Origin of the sequence: Noviherbaspirillum sp. (genome assembly GCF_035654295.1) — a bacterium.
Lineage (GTDB): Bacteria > Pseudomonadota > Gammaproteobacteria > Burkholderiales > Burkholderiaceae_D > Noviherbaspirillum.
Window position 1 is genome coordinate 14,050 of sequence record NZ_DASRXF010000046.1, and the last position, 18,265, is coordinate 32,314.

An 18,265-nucleotide genomic window follows, 5' to 3' on the forward strand; every position below is an offset into this window, starting at 1 on the left:
TCCGGTCAGGCGCTTCGGGTTCGCAGCGTGGATGCGGGCTTGCGCCAGTCCGGCAGCAGATGCTGCGGCGGCAGGCCGTAATGCCGTTCCCATAGTGCCAGATAGTTATCCTGTTCGGCCTGCCAGCGCGCGTCGCTCCATTCCAGCTCCGGCTGGCAGATGGCACGGATGCGCGGCATGTGGTCCGCGCCGCCTTCCGGCAGCAGCAGGCCGATGCGGGTGCGCCGCAGCAGCAAGTCTTCGAGACGAAGCACGGCTTCCGTGCGCGCCGCCCAGCGCAGCTCTGCCCACAGGGTCTCGGTGCCGGGGATCGCCGCCAGCTCGCCCTCCTGCGCGCGCCCGACCACTTGCGCAGCGTGCCTGCCATAGCGGCCTTGGAGCCGGCGCCGTTGCAAGACGGTCAGGTCGGCGTGACGGGGCAGGGGTGCGGACCGCGTGAATATCGGCTTGGGCCGCAGATCCGGCTGCCAGCCGCCGAGCAGGCTTGCCGCATGTTTCAGCGCGTCGAGCGCGATCAGGCGGAAGGTAGTCAGTTTGCCGCCGGTAACGGTGAGCAGGCCGTCTTCCAGCCACACTGCATGATCGCGGCCTTCCTTCGACGGATCGGCCTTGCCGCTGTCGACCACCGGCCGCACGCCGGCATAAGTGGCAATCACGTCGTCGGGGCGGATGGCCAGCTCCGGGAACTGGAACTCGATCGCCATCATCAGGTAGGAAAATTCTTCCGGCGTGATCGCCGCCTCGATCTGCAGGCTCGCGGCGTGGTCGACGTCGGTGGTGCCGACCAGGGTTGCACCTTCCCAGGGGAACATGAACACCGGCCTGCCATCGCGCGGATGCATCAGGCTGATCGCCTGCGCCACCGGCAGCCGCCACGCCGGCAGCACGAGGTGGCTGCCGCGCAGCGGACGCAGTTTCTGACGGCCGTGCGAAACCTCGCGCAGCCTGTCGGCCCACGCGCCGGTGGCGTTGATGACGGCACGCGCCGTGACGGTGAAGGTCTCGCCTGTCGACTGGTCGGTCAGCTCCACGCCCGTCACCTTGCCGCCTGCGCGAAGGACGCGGCTGGCGGCGACATAGTTGACCGCATGGCCGCCGGCATCGAGCGCTTCCTGCAGCACGCGCAGCACGAGGCGCGCATCGTCGGTCTTGGCGTCGGCGTAGCACATGCCGCCATTGAGCTGCTCGCGGCGAATATGCGGGGCGAGGAGCAGGAAATCGTCGGCGGCATGGTAGTGCCGCGAGCGCTGGCCGGCCATCAGGTCGTACAAGGCCAGCCCGGCGGAAAACAGCCGCCGGCCCGGCTTGCGGCCCTGGTAGTCGGCGAAGGCGAAACCTTGCTGGTCGACCAGCCCCGGTGCTTCCTTGAGCAGGTTCTGGCGCTCGCGCACCGAGTCGCGCGTCAGCAGCAGCTTGCCTTCCTTGATGTAGCGCAGCCCGCCGTGCACCAGCTTGGACGAGCGGCTGGACGTGCCCCAGGCGAAATCACGCTGCTCGACCAGCAGGGTCTTCAATCCCTGGCGCGCCGCTTCCAGCAGGATGCCCGCGCCGGTGATGCCGCCGCCGATGACAATGAGGTCCCATTCGCGCGCGCCGGCCTCGGCCGGCAGCCGTTCACGCCAGTTTCCGTGCCACATGGGAGCTCGCCTCTTCATTATCGGCATCCACCAGCTTGCCGGGATTCATCAGTCCTTGCGGATCGAAATGCTGGAACAGCTGGCGCATTGCGCCCATGCCGATTTCGCCTTTTTCCGCGGGGAGGTAGGGCGCGTGGTCCGTGCCCACGCCGTGCTGATGGCTGATGGTGCCTCCCGCCGCGACGATGGCTTCGCTCATCGCCGCCTTCAGCCGCCGCCAGCGCGCGAGGTCCTTGTCGAAACTGCCGGCAAGGCGGTACACGAAGGTCGTGTAGACGCTCGCGCCCTGCGGGTAGACATGGGAGAGGTGGGTGTAGGTATGCAGGCGCTCGCCGTCCTCACCGTCTTCCCGGAGCGCGCGGCCCGCCGCCTGTTCCACGGAACACATGGTGTTCCAGACTTTCGGCCATTCGACGGCTGTCTCCACCGTATCCACCGCATAGCCGTTGCTCCAGAGGGAATTGCGCAGGTAGACATTGCGGAAGCGGTTGGCTTTCCACTTGCGGCCGATCGCTTCGCCGGCATGTATGCCGCCTTGGCCGCGCGCAACGCGCAACGCGGCCGCGAGTGCCAGCCGTGACGGCGCCGGATCGCCGCTGACGCCGACCAGCAGCAGGCACTTGTTGTGCCCGCATCCGCGCAGGCGCAGGTAGCGCTCCAGCAGGCCGATCAGCGTTTTGTGCCCGGCCAGCCGCAGGGTGGTCAGGGTCTCGACCGGGTTCGACAGGCGCAGCATCGACAAGGGCAAGCGCGCCTGCGAAATCTCGCGCAGAGCGGTTTCGGCTTCGACCCAGCTGGGGAAGAACACCGCGTGGAAGCTTTCGTATTGCGGCAGGCGCGAGATGCGCACCGCTGCTTCGGTCAGGATGCCGATGCGGCCTTCCGAGCCGAGCACGATTTCGCGCAGATCGGTGCCCGCTGCGGAGGCGGGGAAGGTGGGAATGCGCAGGGTGCCGCCCGGCGTTTCCAGCCTGCCGCCGGCGAACAGTTGCTCGATGCGGCCGTAGCGCAGCGACTGCTGGCCGGAGGAGCGCGTCACCACCCATCCGCCGAGCGTGGAGTATTCGAAGGATTGCGGGAAGTGGCCCAGTGTGTATCCCTGCGCCCGCAGCTGCGCTTCGAGGTCGGGACCGGCGACGCCGGCGCCGAAGGTTGCGAGCTGCGCTTCGGTATCGAGGTCGATCAGGCGGGACAACCGGGACAGGTTCACGGTCAGCACGGGACGTTCGCCTCGGGGCGCACTGAGATGGCCGACGACACTGGTGCCTCCCCCGTAGGGAATCACCGCGACGTCGTGGCGCGCCGCATAGTCCAGCAGTTCCCGCACCTGCTCGCTGCTCTCCGGAAAGGCAACGCCGTCGGGCAGGTTGCCGGGCACGCCGTAGCGCAGGCGCAGCCAGTCCTGCATGCTTTGGCCCAGCCCGTTGCGCAGGCGTACCTGGGGGGAGGTATCGATCAAGCGATGCGGTTTCAACCGGCTCTGCGGAAGCCCGCTGCATGCCTGCTCGAAGCTCGCGTCCTGCGGCACCGTCCCCGGCCCGATGCGCTCGCGCAGGAATTGCAGCGCATCCTCGTTCAGGGCGAACTCGATGTTGTCGTCGCCCCATCCATTCCATCGTCTCACCTTGCCGCTCCTTTTGTTTATACTTTGGCAGCAGCTTATTCATCTGCATCTTTCTTGTATTGCGCATTCATGCCACGAGACTTGTCCGAACATGCCAACGATGACGCCCGCCGATATTGATCAAGGCCGGGGCATCGTCGCCGGCCCCTACCTGCAGCCATTGCTGGATGCGTCGGCGGCGCGCGGCGTGTCCGCATCGGCGCTGGCGCAGGCCGCCGGACTCCCCGCCGAGGCGCTGGCACCTCTGCCGGAAGCGCTGCCGGTCGGCGCCTATGCGCGGCTGCTGGACGCCGGCGCCGAACTGGCCGGCGATCCGCATTTCGGGCTGCATGTCGGCGAATGCGTGAAGCTGGGCGCCTACAACGTGTACGGTCTCATCCTCCTGAGCTGCCGCGATTTCGGCCAGGCATTGCAGCAGACGCTGCGCTTCGAAGGTCTGGCGCACGATCTCGGCAGGTCGGCACTGCGGCTGGATGGCAATGTGGCGGAATACCGCTGGGACAGCGCCTTGCCGGGCGCCAGCCGGCACCTCGCTGAAAGCGTCTTCGCGGGCATCCAGGTCATGGGCAGCTGGCTGGCGGGCCGCCCGTTGCCGCAGGCGGAGATCTGCTTCACGCATGCCGAACCGGAAGACTGCAGCGAACACAGGCGCCTGTTCGGAGACAAGCTCCGTTTCGGCGCCGAGGCCAACCTCGCGCGCTTCGACGCCGCGCTGCTTGCCTGGCCGGTGCGCAATGCCGATGTCGGCCTGTACCCGGTGCTGCAGCAGCATGCCGAACAGCTATTGCAGGAAAAGCGCCGCGCTCAGGCCGATGCCGGGATCGTGGCCCAGGTGCGTGCCGCGATCGTGCGCAATCTCGCCCAGGACCGCGTGCGGCTGGCTACGATCGCCGAGGAACTGAACGTCACCCAGCGCACCCTGCAACGCAAGCTGGCCGAAGCCGGCGTGACATTCCAGCAGGTGCTGGACCGCACCCGGCGCGACCTCGCCATCGACTACCTCAAGCGCGACCGGCTCAGCCTCGCGGAAATCGCCTTCCTGCTCGGGTATCAGGAGCAAAGCTCCTTCTGCCACGCATTCAAGGAGTGGACCGGGATGAATCCCGGCGCTTATCGCGAGGGCCTGTAGGACTGCTCAGGCAGTCTCGTGGAAGAACGCGCCTTGCCGTGTTTCCAGGATGTGCAGCGCGGGAACGGGCCAGGATGGCGCCGGCGCGGCACGGCTGCGCATGCCGCCGCTATGCTTCACCGGACGCGGCTGGTAGGCTGCAACCGCATCGTACATCCGCATGATTTTCCGGATGCTCTCCATCACTTCCGCATCGTTCAGACGGTCGATCTCAGAACGGATTTCGTGCGGGATGTTCTTGACGGGGAAGCGCGCGATTCCTTCAGTCAATGCATTGAAATCGTTCGCCACTTCGGAGGGAAGGTCGCGCGCCTTGAGCTTGATCAGCTTGCCCAGGGCAGCATGGAGGCGGTCGCGGCGGTCGCCCGTGCCCGCCAGGGCGCGAATGGCAGATTGCAGTTGTCGCCAGGCAAAGGACATGTTTGTCTCCTTTTGATTGTCAGGTTTTCCGCCTCTGCGGGCGTTCGTTACCTTTCTTGTTTGTCCATCCTAGGAGCCGGATCCGGGCTTTGGAATCGTCCGAAAGGATGAATAAAGGATGATCTTTCAGGCAACACTGGATTTTTGCACAGGGCTGTTGTTTTATACAGTAGTTGTGTTAAAGTAAGAACTCGATCAACGACGAATCATTGGAGGACTGACATGGCACACCTGAACAATTCCTTCGGCGCACGTTTCGGCCTTGAATACGCACCGACTTCCTTTCTGCTGCGTTTCGGCCGCCGCGAGATTTTCGTGTGCCGCGACTTCCGCAAGCGCTACTACCGCGTCAATCCGCTCGTCGATTGCAGCACTGGCGTCGAGCCCGGCCATCTTGAACTGCTGCTGTGGAAGAAATGGCTGGTCATCCTCTCCCGCGCACGCTGATGCAGAGAAGAAATCGCCGCCGGCCCATGTGAAAAAGGAAATTTTCGCCGGCGTGCCGCTGTCTTACATGGCCAGTCCTTTTCAGTCCTTTTACAACCAACAATGAGCATGAAAGGAGTTGCCATGAAGAAGATCGTATTTGCTGCCGGTGCCACACTGATCCTCGCCGCCTGCGCTTCACCGTCCCAAAACCCGGACGCGCAGCTGAATGCACGCGTCAAGCAGGAAATTTCCCAAACGGCGGGGATCGGCAGCGCGCGCTCCGTCAATGTCGAATCGGCGCGCGGCGTAGTCATCCTGTCGGGTTTCATCGACAACGAAAAGCAGAAAGAGGACGCCGGTCAGACCGCCCTCAAGGTATCCGGGGTGCAACAGGTGTTCAACAATCTCCAGGTGTTGAACAGGAGCTCGGGGCAGTAACAGCGGCTAGCGCTTTTTCCCGAGGCAACCGGCCTGCGTTCTGCGCTAACGCCGATTGCTTGAGGTCGCAAAGAGAGGATGTCATTCCTGCGAAAGCAGGAATCCAGTGGCGTTGAACGAACGCACGCAAGACACTGGATCCCGACTTTCGCCGGGATGACGGCGGCGGATTCAAGCTTGACGGTGTTCCCGCGTTCCGGGCCGTTTTGCGTGGCGTCCGCCTACTTCACCACTTCCATCCTGAGCACCGTCAGCGCGCCTTTCACGTTATCGGCGTCGAAGCGGATCTTGTCCCCCTCCTGCACACGGTCGAGCATCTTCGGATCGCTGACGCGGAACACCATGGTCATCGGCGCCATGTCGAGGCGATGGAGCTTGCCGTGCTTGATGGTGATCTTGCCGGCGCCCTTGTCGATCTTCTTCACTTCACCGGCAGACAATTCTGCCGATGCCGCGGCACCGTGGCTGCCGTGCGCCCCATGACCTTTTTGAGAATCCTGGGCAGCGGCGTAATGCGTGCCGCCAAAAGCGACGGCAAGGGCGAGGGCCAGATGAACAAAATCCTTCATTCCTTATTCCTTATGCGTTTGAGATTTCCCGAAGACGGGCGGGAAGGCCGCAACGGGTTTGCACTGAAGGCAGAGAAGAATTGATTTTACACAGGTGGACAAAGGCGCCGCCGAATTATCTTGAAGCCACCTCGGAATTCTTCGAGGTACCCGGCTCTGGTAGGGCGCCCGGATGAATTCGCGGAGCTCGGAGTGCTCTCTGCGCGGTTCCCTCCCTGTTGCAGGGGGAGGGTTAGGGTGGGGGTAGTGAGGTTGAGCAATCGCTGTCGTGTAATCGACCTCACTACCCCCATCCCAGCCTTCCCCATGAAAGGGGGAAGGAGCCGTTGAGCGCTTCGATTCCGCATGCCAAATTCATCCCGACCTCCTCCCAGTCCATCCGCCGGGTTTCAAAGAAGACCAAGAATCCGGAGCCTGCACATTGAACGCGCGCGTTCTCATCGTCACCTCAGAAGCTGTTCCCCTCGTTAAAACCGGCGGCCTCGCCGATGTCATCAGTTCCCTGGCGCGCACCCTGCGAAAGCGCGGCATCGATGCCTCCATCCTGATGCCCGGCTATCCGGCGGCGCTGGAAGCCGCATCAGGCCTGCAGGATGCCGCCATCCTGCCCGACCTTCCGGGCGGGCCGGGGCGCCTGCTCGCCGGCACCATGCCCGACAGCGGCGTGCCCGTCATCCTGCTGTGTACCCCAGGCTTCGATGCGCGCACCGGCAATCCCTATGTCGATGCCGACGGCGCGGAATATGCCGACAATCCGCTGTGCTTCGGCGCGCTCTGCCACGCAGCCGTGTCAATCTGCAGCGGCAAGACGGCGCTCGCCCCGCCGCATGTCGTGCATGCCAACGACTGGCATGCCGGACTGGTGCCGATGCTGCTGAAACTCGGCGGCGTGCAAGGGATCGGGACGCTGCTCACCATCCATAACCTCGCCTTCCAGGGCAATTATCCGATGGCCCATGCCGACGCGCTGCGCATTCCTCCCGAGATGCGCAACGCCGACGGTTGCGAGTACTGGGGACAGCTCGGCTTCCTCAAGGCCGGCATCCGCTTTGCCGACCGCATCTCGACCGTGAGCCATTCCTATGCATCGGAAATCCTCACGCCGCGTTTCGGACACGGCATGGACGGCCTGCTCATGGCGAGGCGCGAAGATCTGCGTGCGATCCGCAACGGCGTCGACACCGCGACCTGGAATCCCGCCGACGATCCCTTGATCGCGCGTCCGTTTTCCCTCGTCGACCTGCGCGGCAAGACGGTCTGCAAGCGCGAGCTGCAGTCCCTGTTCGGGCTGCCGGCCGATCCCTTCGCGCCCGTGCTGGCGCTGGGCAGCCGCATCACGCACCAGAAGATGGCCGATGTCGCGCAAGTCGCGCTGCCGGAGGTGCTCAAGCGTTTTCCGCGTGCGCAGGTGGTAATCCTCGGCCGAGGCGACCACGGGTATGAATCCGGGCTCGCCGCGCTCGCAAAGCATTTCCCGGGCAGGGTAGGGGTGCATATCGGATACGACGAACAGCGCGCGCACGCCCTGCATGCCGGCGCCGACATGCTGCTGCACGGCAGCCGCTTCGAACCCTTCGGCCTGACGCCGCTGTATTCCATGCGCTACGGCACCATCCCGGTCGCGTCGCGCGTGGGCGGCATCATCGACACCATTGTCGACGCCGGACTGTCCGGCGCACCGCCCAAGGACGCCAGCGGCATCCTGTTCGACGGAGAAGATGCGGACAGCATGACGGCCGCGGTCAGCCGCGCCTTCGCGCTCTATGCCAACCCGAGCCGCTGGCACGCGATGCAATGCAATGCGATGGCGGCCGACTTCTCATGGGAACAGCCGGCGCAGGAATACATTTCCGTCTATCGCGAAGTCGCCGCCACTGCAGCCAAGACCGCCTTCGACCCGCCGGTGAAGCTCATCGTTTCCGAAGACCTGCTTTACATGACTGCATGATATTGGGGGTCCCAGGCAACTTAAATGAACGACAACACTCCTACCGAAAGACAGTTACTGCCTCGCATGGAGAGATGACACATGTTTTTCGAAATCCCTGACCGCCTGTCGCCCGGACGCCCCTTTCCCCTGGGCGCCTCCTACGACGGACAGGGCGTCAACTTCGCCGTCTTTTCGGCCAATGCCGAAAAGATCGAACTGTGCATCTACGACGCCGCCGGACGCAAGGAAGTCGGGCGGCTGCCGCTGCCGGACTGTACCGACGAGGTCTGGCATGGCTACCTGCCGGAGGCCAGCCCGGGATTGCTGTACGGCTATCGCGCCCACGGTCCGTACGACCCGCAGCGCGGCTACCGCTTCAACCATCACAAGCTGCTGATCGATCCGTACGCGCGTCTGCTGTCCGGCCCGCTGCGCTGGTCGGATGCGCTGTTCGGCTACCGGCTCGGGTCACCCCGCGGCGACCTGAGCTTCGACCGACGCGACAGTGCGCAGGCCATGCCGAAATGCGTGGTGGTGGAAGACCAGTTCAACTGGGGCGACGATCGCCGCCCCTACGTCCCCTGGTCGAAGACGGTCATTTACGAAGCGCACGTGCGCGGCATCTCCATCCTGCGCGACGACTTGCGCGCGGACCTGCGCGGCACCTTCGCTGCGCTCGCCAATCCCCGTTTCATCGAACACCTGCTGAAGCTGGGCGTGACCACCCTGGAACTGATGCCGGTCAACGCCTTTCTGCAGGACCGCTTCCTGCTGGAAAAAGGCTTGCGCAATTACTGGGGCTACAGCCCGTTCTCCTTCTTCGCCCCCGAGCCGGCCTACCTGTCCGGCGGCGGGCTGAACGACATGCGGCTTGCGGTGCGCCGGCTGCACGCGGCCGGTATCGAGGTCATCCTTGACGTGGTCTACAACCATACCGGCAGCGGCAACGAGATGGGGCCGACGCTCTGCTTCCGCGGCCTCGACAACCCCAGCTACTTCCGGCTGGTACCCGGCAACGAGCGCTATTACATCAACGAGACCGGCTGCGGAAATACGCTCAACGTCTCCCACCCGCGCGTGCTGCAAATGGTGATGGATTCGCTGCGCTACTGGGCCGAGTCCTTCCACATCGACGGCTTCCGCTTCGACCTCGGCGCCACGCTGGGGCGCGAGGGCGCAGGCTTCGATCCGGGTTCCGGCTTCTTCGACGCCATCCTGCAGGACCCCGTCCTGTCGCGCCTGAAGCTGATCTCCGAACCCTGGGACATCGGCCCCGGCGGCTACCAGCTCGGCAACCATCCGCCGGGCTTCGCGGAATGGAACGACAAGTTCCGCGACGGCGTGCGCCGCTTCTGGCGTGGCGACCCCGGCCAGCGCGCCGACCTTGCCGCACGCCTGTCCGGCTCCGCCGACCTGTTCAACCGCCGGCGGCGCAAGCCGTGGGCATCGATCAACTACGCCGCCTCGCACGATGGCTTCACCCTGCAGGACGTCGTCAGCTACAACGAAAAGCACAACGAAGCGAATGGCGAAAACAACAACGACGGCCATTCGGAAAACTACAGCAACAACTGGGGCGTGGAAGGCCGGACCGACGATCCGGCCATCCTCGAGCTGCGCAACCGGGTGCGGCGTGCCCTCCTGGCCACGGTGGCGCTGGCGCAGGGCACGCCCATGCTGCTGGCCGGCGACGAATTCGGCCGTACCCAGGGGGGCAACAACAATGCCTATTGCCAGGACAACGAACTCTCGTGGGTGGACTGGGCGCAGGCGCATACGGAGGAAGGGCAGTCGCTGATCGCCTATGTGGTCCGGCTGATGACGCTGCGGCACAGCTTCGCTTCCCTGCAGTCGCAACGCTTCCTGCATGGCGAGGAGATTGCGCCCGGCCTGCGCGACATTTCCTGGTATGACGAACGCGGCGAAGAGCTGTCGCCGGAAGCCTGGCAGAACCCGGAAGCGCGCGCGCTCTCCGTGCAGCGGGCCAGCATCGCCGACGACGGCAAGCTCGACATCGTGCAGACCTTCATCAACGGCGGCCACGATGCGATCACCTTCACCTTCCCGGGTGAGCGGCGCACCTGGCACCTGCTGGTCAACAGCGCCGATGGCGATGCCCCCATCGCAGAGGCGGATGATTCCACGGTCGAAGTGGCGGGGCACAGCGTACTGGTGTTCGCGAACCGGATACCGAAGCCCTTGCAGCCGCCCGAATAGCGGCGCGTATATACTGGGGCCCCGCATTCCTTCCGCAGCCCCATGAAACACGTCCTCCCCTTGCCCGGCCCCGCCGTCGTGAACCGTGCCGTTCACAGCATGGCCGTGATCGTCATCATCCTGTTCGCCTTCCACTTTGCGAGGCTGTCGGGGTTTTCAGGCGCTGCGGTGGCCGTCGCCGTGCTGGTGTCGCTCGTTGCCGCCGCAAGTTTCGGCCTGCGGCGCACGATATCGGTGGACAAGGAGGAGGGCTGCATCACGCGCACGCTGTGGGTGTTCTCGGTGCCGCTGCGCACGAGGCGGCGCGTGCTCGCCGGGATTGCATGGTGCGGCGTGCGCGAAGACCTGCCCGACCTCGTGATCGAAGTCGGGTCCCCGGACGGGGATGCGGAGGAAGTCCTCCGTTTTCGCAATGGCTACGGCAACAGGGAAAGTGAAGCGCGGGCGGCCTGCTCGGCATTGGCGGAGGCGCTCGGGATTAATTATGAGGGGCGGTAGAAGGTGGTTTTGGTGGGTTTCGCTTCGCTCTACCCACCCTACGATTCTTTATATACGGCCGTAGTGTAGGTAGAGCGCAACGAAACGCACCATCAGGATAAAGGACCGTAGCGCGCGTATACCGCAGCGAACCTCAAAAGGCACCGCCCAACCTACGCCAAACTGACTTCCCCCATCACATCCCTGCGCTCAGACACCTTCTTGCTGCGCACCCGGCGCGAGAACGCCGTCATGAATGCCGCGTAGCTGTCCGATCCCGGGGCCAGGCCGAGGTTGCGCGCCTTGATCGCGCCGGTCTCGATCGTGTCTTCGAGTTCGTAGGCGAGGTCGCCCATTTCCCAGGCCGAATCGTCGCGGTGCATGAACCTCATCATTCTCATCTTGCTTCCTTGTTTCGCACTTGTTGATGGCAGGCGACCGACCACCTCCCTGAAACCACTCTAGCGCTGTATTGTCCGGCGGTTCAAGAATTGAATTGATTCGTAACAAGTGTTGCGACGAAGAATTACTTTTCCTCGCTCGACGTTCCTGCTTCCGATTCAAGTCCCCATTCGTGCCAGTCTTCGCCGAACAGCTCGACCGGGTGCTGGGTGCGCTCCGAGCCGTTTCCGCAGGCGAGGGAGTCGGAGGGGCAGTACTTGTCGCATCCCCAACAGACACGCTCGGGATGCTTGGGATGGAGTGGGAATTTCTTGGTCATGGCACTGCGTATTACCGCTCCGCAGGCGCTCCGGGCAAATGATCTGGATCAAGAAATCCGGATCACGGCTTGCCCGGTCGGTTGCCCGTCAGGAGAGCCAGGTCAGCGCGCCGCGCTGGCTGTGCTCCAGGTCGCGCATGCGGCGTTCCAGGTCACAGCAATCGGTGGCTTCGGCCAGGTAGGCTTCTTCCTGCTCGCGACGGCTTTCCACGATGCTGTGGGTGAGTGCGTTTCCGATACGGTCGAAAGCCGCATGGGTAGACGCGGCTATGCCATGGCCCATTGCACGCACGGCGGTAACCAGGGCATGGGGCATGGTGATGGTTGCGGTTGACATTTTTGTGTCCTCTCAAGTGATGCATGGATCATGCATCCACAGTATAGAAAGCACCCCGCCGCGGCGATACTTTCGATTACGAATGAGAGACATAGCTTCCGTGAATTTGTGTCAAACCGCCATGCCGAAGCATTAAATTGCTCACCCCGCAAAGAGGCAGAAACCGCTCACCCCCAGCGTCAGCGCGCTTCCGTCCCATGCGGCGTGCTGGCTGAGCACCACGGTATCCGCATCGATGCCGGGCACTTTCCTTGTCACTCCGTCCATGTTGAACACGCAAGTCATGCGCCGGCCTTCATGCGTGCGCGTAAAGGCAAGCACGCCTTCGGGTGCGTCGATGAAGGCGATGCGGCCCTTGTCCAGTTCGGGCCGCGCCTTGCGCAGGGCGATCATCTCGCGCGCAAAGCGCAGCATGGATGTTTCGTCGTTTTCCTGGCTTTCCACGTTCAGTGCGAGATGCGACGGATCGACCGGCAGCCAGGGTTCCACCGTGCTGAAGCCGCCGTGTTGCGCGTCATCCCACGGCATGGGCGTGCGGCATCCGTCGCGGCCCTTGAACTTGGGCCAGAATGAAATGCCGAACGGATCCTGCAGCCGTTCGTAGGGCACGTCGGCCTGGGGCAGGGCGAGTTCTTCGCCCTGGTAGATGCAGATATCGCCGCGCATGCATAGCAGCATCGCGAAATGCGCCTTGGCTGTGTCAACCGGGTCGCGGCCCTGCAGCCAGCGCGTCGCCACCCGCGGCTTGTCGTGGTTGCTCATCGCGTAGCAGGCGGCGCTGGACGGATGGATGTGCTCTTCCAGCGTCGCGATCACATTGCGCACATAGGCCGCGCTGTAATCCGGCCGCATCAGTGCAAAGCTGTATGCGGAATGCAGGCGGCCCGGCTGCGTGTACTGTCCCATCAGCTTGAGCGGATCGACGCCGCCGACCTCGGCCAGGCTGAACGCGCCATAGGCATCGAGCAGCTTGCGGATGCGCTCGAGGAAGGGAAGCATCTCGGGACGGCCCTGGTCATACAGATGCACCTGGAAACCGTAGGGATGCAAGGCTTCGGCCGTGTTCTCGCGCGGCGGATTGCTGCGCAGGGACTGGTCCTGGAAGATGTGGTTGCAGGCATCGAAGCGGAAGCCGGCCACACCCATGTCCAGCCAGAAATCCATTTCCGCCAGCACCGCGTCCTGCACATCCGGGTGGTGCATGTTGAGGTCGGGCTGGCTGGAGAGAAAGGAGTGGAAGTAATACTGCCGCCGCTCCGCGTCCCAGCGCCACGCGGGGCCGCCGAACACCGATACCCAGTTGTTGGGCGGGCTGCCGTCCGGCTTGGGGTCGGCCCACAGGTACCAGTCCGATTTTCCGTTCTCGCGCGCGCGGCTCTGCTTGAACCAGCCGTGCTCTTCGGAGGTATGCGAAATCACCATGTCCACGATGACGCCGAGCCCCTGCGACTTCGCGCTGCGCATCAGGCGCTTGAAGTCATCCATGCTGCCGAAGATGGGATCAACGGCGCGGTAATCGGCGACGTCGTAGCCGAAATCTTTCATCGGCGACTTGAAGAAGGGACTGATCCAGATGGCGTCGACGCCGAGGCTCTTGATATAGGAAAGCTTCTGCTCGATGCCTGCGAGGTCGCCGATGCCGTCGTTGTTCGAATCGCTAAAACTGCGCGGGTATACCTGATAAATGATCATTGACTGCCTCACAAAACATTGCCGTCCTGCCGGTGCGGCACAGGCGGGCTCCCAGCAAATATGTGTTGCCACCGGGAATTGCGCAATGTCGTAGAGGCAAGAACGGCCCTATTTGTTCCCTCTTCGCAACTGATTGGCGCTGTTTCGTGGCAGCTCTTGCAATGCACCCGCTTCAAGCTTGCGATTTGGTTGCGATTTCTGAATGTCTTTTCGCGAACAAACTGTCGCGTTGCCTGCTCTATTGAAAATGATTCGCACAGCCACGCTCGCGGGGCTTCGTGCAACTTTCGCAACCAAAGCAATTCGAACGACGACAATGCGACAAGCGAAGCCCTTCCTTCCACGGATCTACTATCTCGATCCACGACTTCCCGGCGACACCTCGGCACTCGACATCCTCCTGCAGCGATGCGCGGAGCTGGGCTTCGATCATGTGATGGTCCCGGCGGACAGCGAGGTGCGCACGCTCGCACAGTCCTGCGCGAAGCGAAAGCTGACGCTGCTGCTGGATGTCGATGTGCGCACCACCGGCGAAGATGCGAGCGTCGCCGAGAGCCATCCCGAATGGTTCGAGCAAGGCGCGCCGGAAGACGACCTGCCCGATCCCCGCCGCATCGTGCGGCGCCCCGGCCTGCGGCGCTTGCGCGTCGAGCACGCGGAAGTGGTGGAACAGCTCGGCGCGTTCTGGCGCGAACGGCTGCTCGCGGCAAGCGCCGCGGGCGCGGCCGGGTTTCGCTGCATGGGCCTGGCCGATGTTCCCGCTGCCTTCTGGAAAAACCTCATCGGCGCCGTGAAGCAAACGCACGCCCAGGTGCGCTTCCTCGCATGGACGCCCGGCTGTACGCCGGCGCAGATCGATGCGCTGGACGCTTGCGGCTTCGACGCCACCTTTTCATCCGGGGCATGGTGGGACTACCGCTCGCGCTGGCTGGCGGACGAACAGTTGCGGCTGGAGCGTATCGCGCCGCCGATCGCCTTTCCGGACAGTCCGGACGAACCGGTCGCCGGCCGCATCACCGGCAACGAAGAAGTCTTGGTGCGCCGCCGCGTTTTCCTGCGCGCGCTTGGATTGGCTGCGGCCACCGGCAACGGCATCCTGGTGACCATGGGCTTCGAGTACGGCGAGTCCGGTGTGGCCGCATCCCGCGGCGGACATCCGGCCTGGAATGACGTGCAGGCACATGCGCCGTTCGACCTGTCCGCGGAAATCGCACAGGCCAACGGCTTCATCGCGTCCGCAGGCGGCGGCTTCTATGGCAATCCCTTCCGCATCATCAGCAGCCCGAGTGCCGGTGCCGCCATGCTGCTGCGCGACGCCAGCGCAGCGCCCGACGCGCCGCGCTCGGCCTTGCTGGCAGTAGCCAACGCCGACACGGCCCGGCCTTGTTCGATTTCCGGGCCCAGCTTGCTCGAACGCGCCGGCGGCTATGTGCGCCACAGCCGCATCTGGCCCTCGGGCAATGACACCCAAGCCGATGGGGAGCTGGACCTGGAGGGCGCGGATTTCCAGATGTTCGCCGTGCACATGCGCGCCCCGGTCCTGTTGCCGCCGCCGCGCGGCAAGCAAGCGGTGACGGCGGCGGCAAAGGCGTCGCGCATCGCAATCGAGGCGGTGTCGCCCTCGGTCGACGGCGGCAAGTTCCCTGTCAAGCGCACGGTCGGTGAATCGGTGAGCATCGAAGCCGATGTCTTTGCCGACGGCCACGACAAGCTGGCTGTGATCGCACTCTGGCGCACCGCCGACGAAGCCGAGTGGCAGGAAATACGCATGCATCCGATCGGCAATGACCGCTGGGCGGCAACGCTGCCGCTCACGCGTGTCGGGCGCCACCTGTTCGCGGTGGAGGCGTGGCGCGATGTATTCGCGACCTACCGCGACGAACTGGAGAAGAAAACCACGGCCGGCCTGAACGTCGGCGTCGAGCTGGAGGAGGGCCGGCTGCTGGTCGAGGCGGCGCTCGCGCATGCGCAGGAAAGCGGCATCGAGGACGCGGCTGCGAGTCTGAAAACCTTCGCCAAGTCGCTCAAGGTGGCACGCGACAAGACGAAGGCGGCGGCGCGCGACGCCGAGCGTATCGCGGCACTGCTGTCGGAACCGATGCTGGAAGCCATGCGCGCCGCCGACGCGCGGCCCTTCGCGGTACGCAGCGAGCCGGTGATGCGCATCGATGTCGAACGCACCGCGGCGCGCTTTTCCAGCTGGTATGAACTGTTCCCGCGCTCTCAGAGCGGCGATCCCAGGCGGCACGGCACTTTCGCCGATGTCGAGAAAAGGCTGCCGGCCATCCAGGCCATGGGCTTCGACACCTTGTATTTCACGCCCATCCATCCAATCGGCAAGAAACATCGCAAGGGCCGCAACAACAGCCTGACGGCGGAACCGGGCGATCCGGGAAGTCCGTACGCCATCGGCTCCGACGAAGGCGGCCACGATGCGCTGCATCCGGAGCTCGGCACGCTGGAGGATTTCCGGCATTTGCGTGTCGAGGCGGCACGCCACGGCCTGGAGCTGGCGCTGGACTTCGCCATCCAGTGTTCGCCCGACCATCCCTGGCTGAAGGAGCGTCCGGACTGGTTTTCCTGGCGGCCCGACGGCACCATCCGCTATGCGGAAAATCCGCCGAAGAAGTACCAGGACATCGTCAACGTCGATTTCTATGCGGCCGGCGCGGTGCCCGATTTGTGGATCGCGCTGCGCGACGCGGTGCTGTTCTGGGTGAAGGAGGGCGTGCGCGTATTCCGCGTCGACAACCCGCACACCAAGACGCTGCCGTTCTGGGAGTGGATGATCGGCGACATCCGCGGACGCTATCCGGACACCATCTTCCTGTCCGAAGCCTTCACCCGCCCGAAGATGATGTACCGGCTGGCCAAGATCGGCTATTCGCAGTCCTATACCTACTTCACCTGGCGGCACACCAAGCAGGAATTCATCGACTACATGACCGAGCTGACGCAGACGCCGGTGAAGGAATTTTTCCGGCCGCATTTCTTCGTCAACACGCCCGACATCAATCCTTACTTCCTGCAGCGCTCCGGCCGCCCGGGCTTCCTCATCCGCGCCGCGCTCGCAACCATGCTCTCGGGGCTATGGGGCATGTACAGCGGTTTCGAGCTGTGCGAGGGGACGCCCGTGCCCGGCAAGGAAGAGTACCTGGATTCGGAGAAGTACGAGATCAAGGCGTGGGACTGGAACCGGCCCGGCAACATCATCCACGAAATCACGCAGCTCAATCATATCCGCAGCGAAAACCCGGCGCTGCAGACGCACCTGAATGTCCGTTTCCTCAACGCGTCGAACGAGAACATTCTTTTCTTCGTCAAATCGACGGCGCCGCCGGGCGAGGGCGGCCGTTGCGGGGACAACGTGGTGTTCGTGGCGATCAACCTCGACCCGTTCGCCGCGCATGAGACCTCGCTGGAAGTACCTTTGTGGGAGTTCGGCCTGCCGGACGACGGCGCGCTGGAGCTCGACGACCTGGTCAACAACATTCACCTGACCTGGCACGGAAAGCACCAGCACCTGCGGCTGGACCCTTTCGCTTGCCCTTATGCCATTTGGCGCGTTCGACAGAAGTGAGTGTAGAACATGGATATGAGTACGGACCGCCGCAGGACTGCACGCCGCGCATCGGGCGCGACGTCGGCCTCACCGGAGCAATCGTTCAGCCGCGCCCCGTCCTGGTACAAGGACGCGGTGATCTACCAGGTGCATGTGAAGTCGTTCTACGATGCCAACAACGACGGCATCGGCGACTTCGCAGGCCTGATCGACAAGCTCGATTACATTGCCGACCTCGGCGTCAACACCATCTGGCTGCTGCCGTTCTACCCGTCGCCCCGGCGCGACGACGGCTACGACATCGCCGAGTACAAGGGCGTGCACCCGGATTACGGCACGCTGGCCGACGCCAAACGTTTCATCGCCGAAGCGCACCGGCGCGGACTGCGCGTGGTCACCGAGCTGGTGGTCAACCACACCTCGGACCAGCACCCGTGGTTCCAGCGGGCGCGCAAGGCCAAGCCGGGCTCCAAGGCGCGCGACTTCTACGTCTGGTCGGACAATGACAGCGCCTATTCCGGCACGCGCATCATCTTCTGCGATACCGAGAAATCGAACTGGACCTGGGACCCGGTGGCCAACGCCTTCTTCTGGCACCGCTTCTATTCGCACCAGCCCGACCTGAACTTCGACAACCCGCAGGTACTCAAGGCCGTGCTCGGCGTGATGAAGTACTGGCTGGACCTCGGCGTGGACGGCCTGCGGCTGGACGCGGTGCCTTACCTGATCGAAAGGGAAGGGACCTCCAACGAAAACCTGCCGGAAACCCACGCCATCCTCAAGCGCATCCGCGCCGAACTGGACGCCAGCTATCCAGGGCGCATGCTGCTGGCCGAAGCCAACATGTGGCCGGAAGACGTGCTGCCCTACTTCGGCAACAACGACGAATGCCACATGGCCTTCCACTTCCCGCTGATGCCGCGCATGTACATGGCGCTGGCGCAGGAAGACCGTTTCCCGATCGCCGACATCCTGCGCCAGACGCCGGAAATCCCGGACGCCTGCCAGTGGGCGATCTTCCTGCGCAACCATGACGAGCTGACGCTGGAAATGGTGACCGACAAGGAGCGCGATTACCTCTGG

Annotated in this window: 16 protein-coding genes; 8 read left to right on the forward strand and 8 right to left on the reverse strand. The window is 64.0% G+C overall.

Translation table 11 applies throughout. The features are described 5' to 3' along the window. Window positions 1–5: 5 nt before the first annotated feature. On the reverse strand, window positions 6–1,637 hold the full coding sequence (locus VFF99_RS05385; RefSeq protein WP_325015708.1) for a glycerol-3-phosphate dehydrogenase/oxidase: 1,632 nt from the start codon (window positions 1,635–1,637) through the stop codon (window positions 6–8). After that, complete coding sequence (locus VFF99_RS05390; protein WP_325015710.1) at window positions 1,615–3,261, reverse strand: FAD-binding oxidoreductase; 1,647 nt, start codon at window positions 3,259–3,261, stop codon at window positions 1,615–1,617. Before VFF99_RS05390 ends, VFF99_RS05385 begins: the two co-directional genes overlap by 23 nt. Before the next feature lie 91 nt (window positions 3,262–3,352). On the opposite strand from VFF99_RS05390, the gene VFF99_RS05395 reads away from it, so the two are divergent. Beyond that, window positions 3,353–4,390, forward strand: a complete 1,038-nt coding sequence (locus tag VFF99_RS05395) for an AraC family transcriptional regulator (protein WP_325015712.1) — start codon at window positions 3,353–3,355, stop codon at window positions 4,388–4,390. A 6-nt stretch (window positions 4,391–4,396) separates the two neighbouring features. On the opposite strand, the gene VFF99_RS05400 is transcribed toward VFF99_RS05395, so the two are convergent. Beyond that, window positions 4,397–4,810, reverse strand: coding sequence for a hypothetical protein (locus tag VFF99_RS05400; protein ID WP_325015714.1), 414 nt, complete (start codon window positions 4,808–4,810; stop codon window positions 4,397–4,399). 222 nt (window positions 4,811–5,032) lie between these two features. Between VFF99_RS05400 and VFF99_RS05405 the strand changes: the two genes are divergently transcribed. Continuing rightward, a complete protein-coding gene (locus tag VFF99_RS05405) occupies window positions 5,033–5,257 on the forward strand; it encodes a hypothetical protein (protein ID WP_325015716.1) in 225 nt (74 codons plus the stop codon). A gap of 123 nt (window positions 5,258–5,380) precedes the next feature. Beyond that, window positions 5,381–5,677 carry a BON domain-containing protein gene (locus VFF99_RS05410; RefSeq protein ID WP_325015718.1) on the forward strand — a complete coding sequence of 99 codons (297 nt, stop codon included), beginning with the start codon at window positions 5,381–5,383 and terminating at the stop codon, window positions 5,675–5,677. 221 nt (window positions 5,678–5,898) lie between these two features. On the opposite strand, the gene VFF99_RS05415 is transcribed toward VFF99_RS05410, so the two are convergent. Further along, the gene (locus tag VFF99_RS05415) at window positions 5,899–6,246 is read right to left on the reverse strand and encodes a copper-binding protein (protein WP_325015720.1); all 348 of its coding nucleotides are present in this window, start codon (window positions 6,244–6,246) and stop codon (window positions 5,899–5,901) included. Window positions 6,247–6,667: 421 nt separating this feature from the next. Here VFF99_RS05415 and glgA point away from each other — a divergent pair, with 421 nt between their 5' ends. The 3 genes from glgA (at window position 6,668) to VFF99_RS05430 (ending at window position 10,891) form a co-directional block, all read left to right on the forward strand. Continuing rightward, the gene (gene glgA / locus VFF99_RS05420) at window positions 6,668–8,194 is read left to right on the forward strand and encodes a glycogen synthase GlgA (protein ID WP_325015722.1); all 1,527 of its coding nucleotides are present in this window, start codon (window positions 6,668–6,670) and stop codon (window positions 8,192–8,194) included. A gap of 81 nt (window positions 8,195–8,275) precedes the next feature. Next, a complete protein-coding gene (glgX, locus tag VFF99_RS05425; RefSeq protein WP_325015724.1) occupies window positions 8,276–10,393 on the forward strand; it encodes a glycogen debranching protein GlgX in 2,118 nt (705 codons plus the stop codon). A 42-nt stretch (window positions 10,394–10,435) separates the two neighbouring features. Further along, window positions 10,436–10,891, forward strand: a complete 456-nt coding sequence (locus VFF99_RS05430; RefSeq protein ID WP_325015726.1) for a hypothetical protein — start codon at window positions 10,436–10,438, stop codon at window positions 10,889–10,891. 152 nt (window positions 10,892–11,043) lie between these two features. On the opposite strand, the gene VFF99_RS05435 is transcribed toward VFF99_RS05430, so the two are convergent. From VFF99_RS05435 to VFF99_RS05450, 4 genes are all read right to left on the reverse strand, one after another. Then, window positions 11,044–11,265 carry a hypothetical protein gene (locus tag VFF99_RS05435; RefSeq protein WP_325015728.1) on the reverse strand — a complete coding sequence of 74 codons (222 nt, stop codon included), beginning with the start codon at window positions 11,263–11,265 and terminating at the stop codon, window positions 11,044–11,046. A gap of 131 nt (window positions 11,266–11,396) precedes the next feature. Beyond that, window positions 11,397–11,591 (reverse strand): DUF3079 domain-containing protein, encoded by a 195-nt coding sequence (locus VFF99_RS05440; RefSeq protein WP_325015730.1) that lies wholly within the window; start codon window positions 11,589–11,591, stop codon window positions 11,397–11,399. Window positions 11,592–11,679: 88 nt separating this feature from the next. After that, window positions 11,680–11,928 carry a DUF3563 family protein gene (locus tag VFF99_RS05445; RefSeq protein ID WP_325015731.1) on the reverse strand — a complete coding sequence of 83 codons (249 nt, stop codon included), beginning with the start codon at window positions 11,926–11,928 and terminating at the stop codon, window positions 11,680–11,682. Between the two features lie 141 nt (window positions 11,929–12,069). Then, window positions 12,070–13,620, reverse strand: coding sequence for an alpha-amylase family glycosyl hydrolase (locus VFF99_RS05450; protein WP_325015733.1), 1,551 nt, complete (start codon window positions 13,618–13,620; stop codon window positions 12,070–12,072). A gap of 316 nt (window positions 13,621–13,936) precedes the next feature. Between VFF99_RS05450 and VFF99_RS05455 the strand changes: the two genes are divergently transcribed. Further along, on the forward strand, window positions 13,937–17,200 hold the full coding sequence (locus tag VFF99_RS05455) for an alpha-1,4-glucan--maltose-1-phosphate maltosyltransferase (protein WP_325015735.1): 3,264 nt from the start codon (window positions 13,937–13,939) through the stop codon (window positions 17,198–17,200). Window positions 17,201–17,215: 15 nt separating this feature from the next. Continuing rightward, window positions 17,216–18,265, forward strand: a 1,050-nt coding sequence (locus VFF99_RS05460; RefSeq protein WP_325015737.1) for an alpha-amylase family protein, incomplete at its 3' end; no start/stop codon positions are given.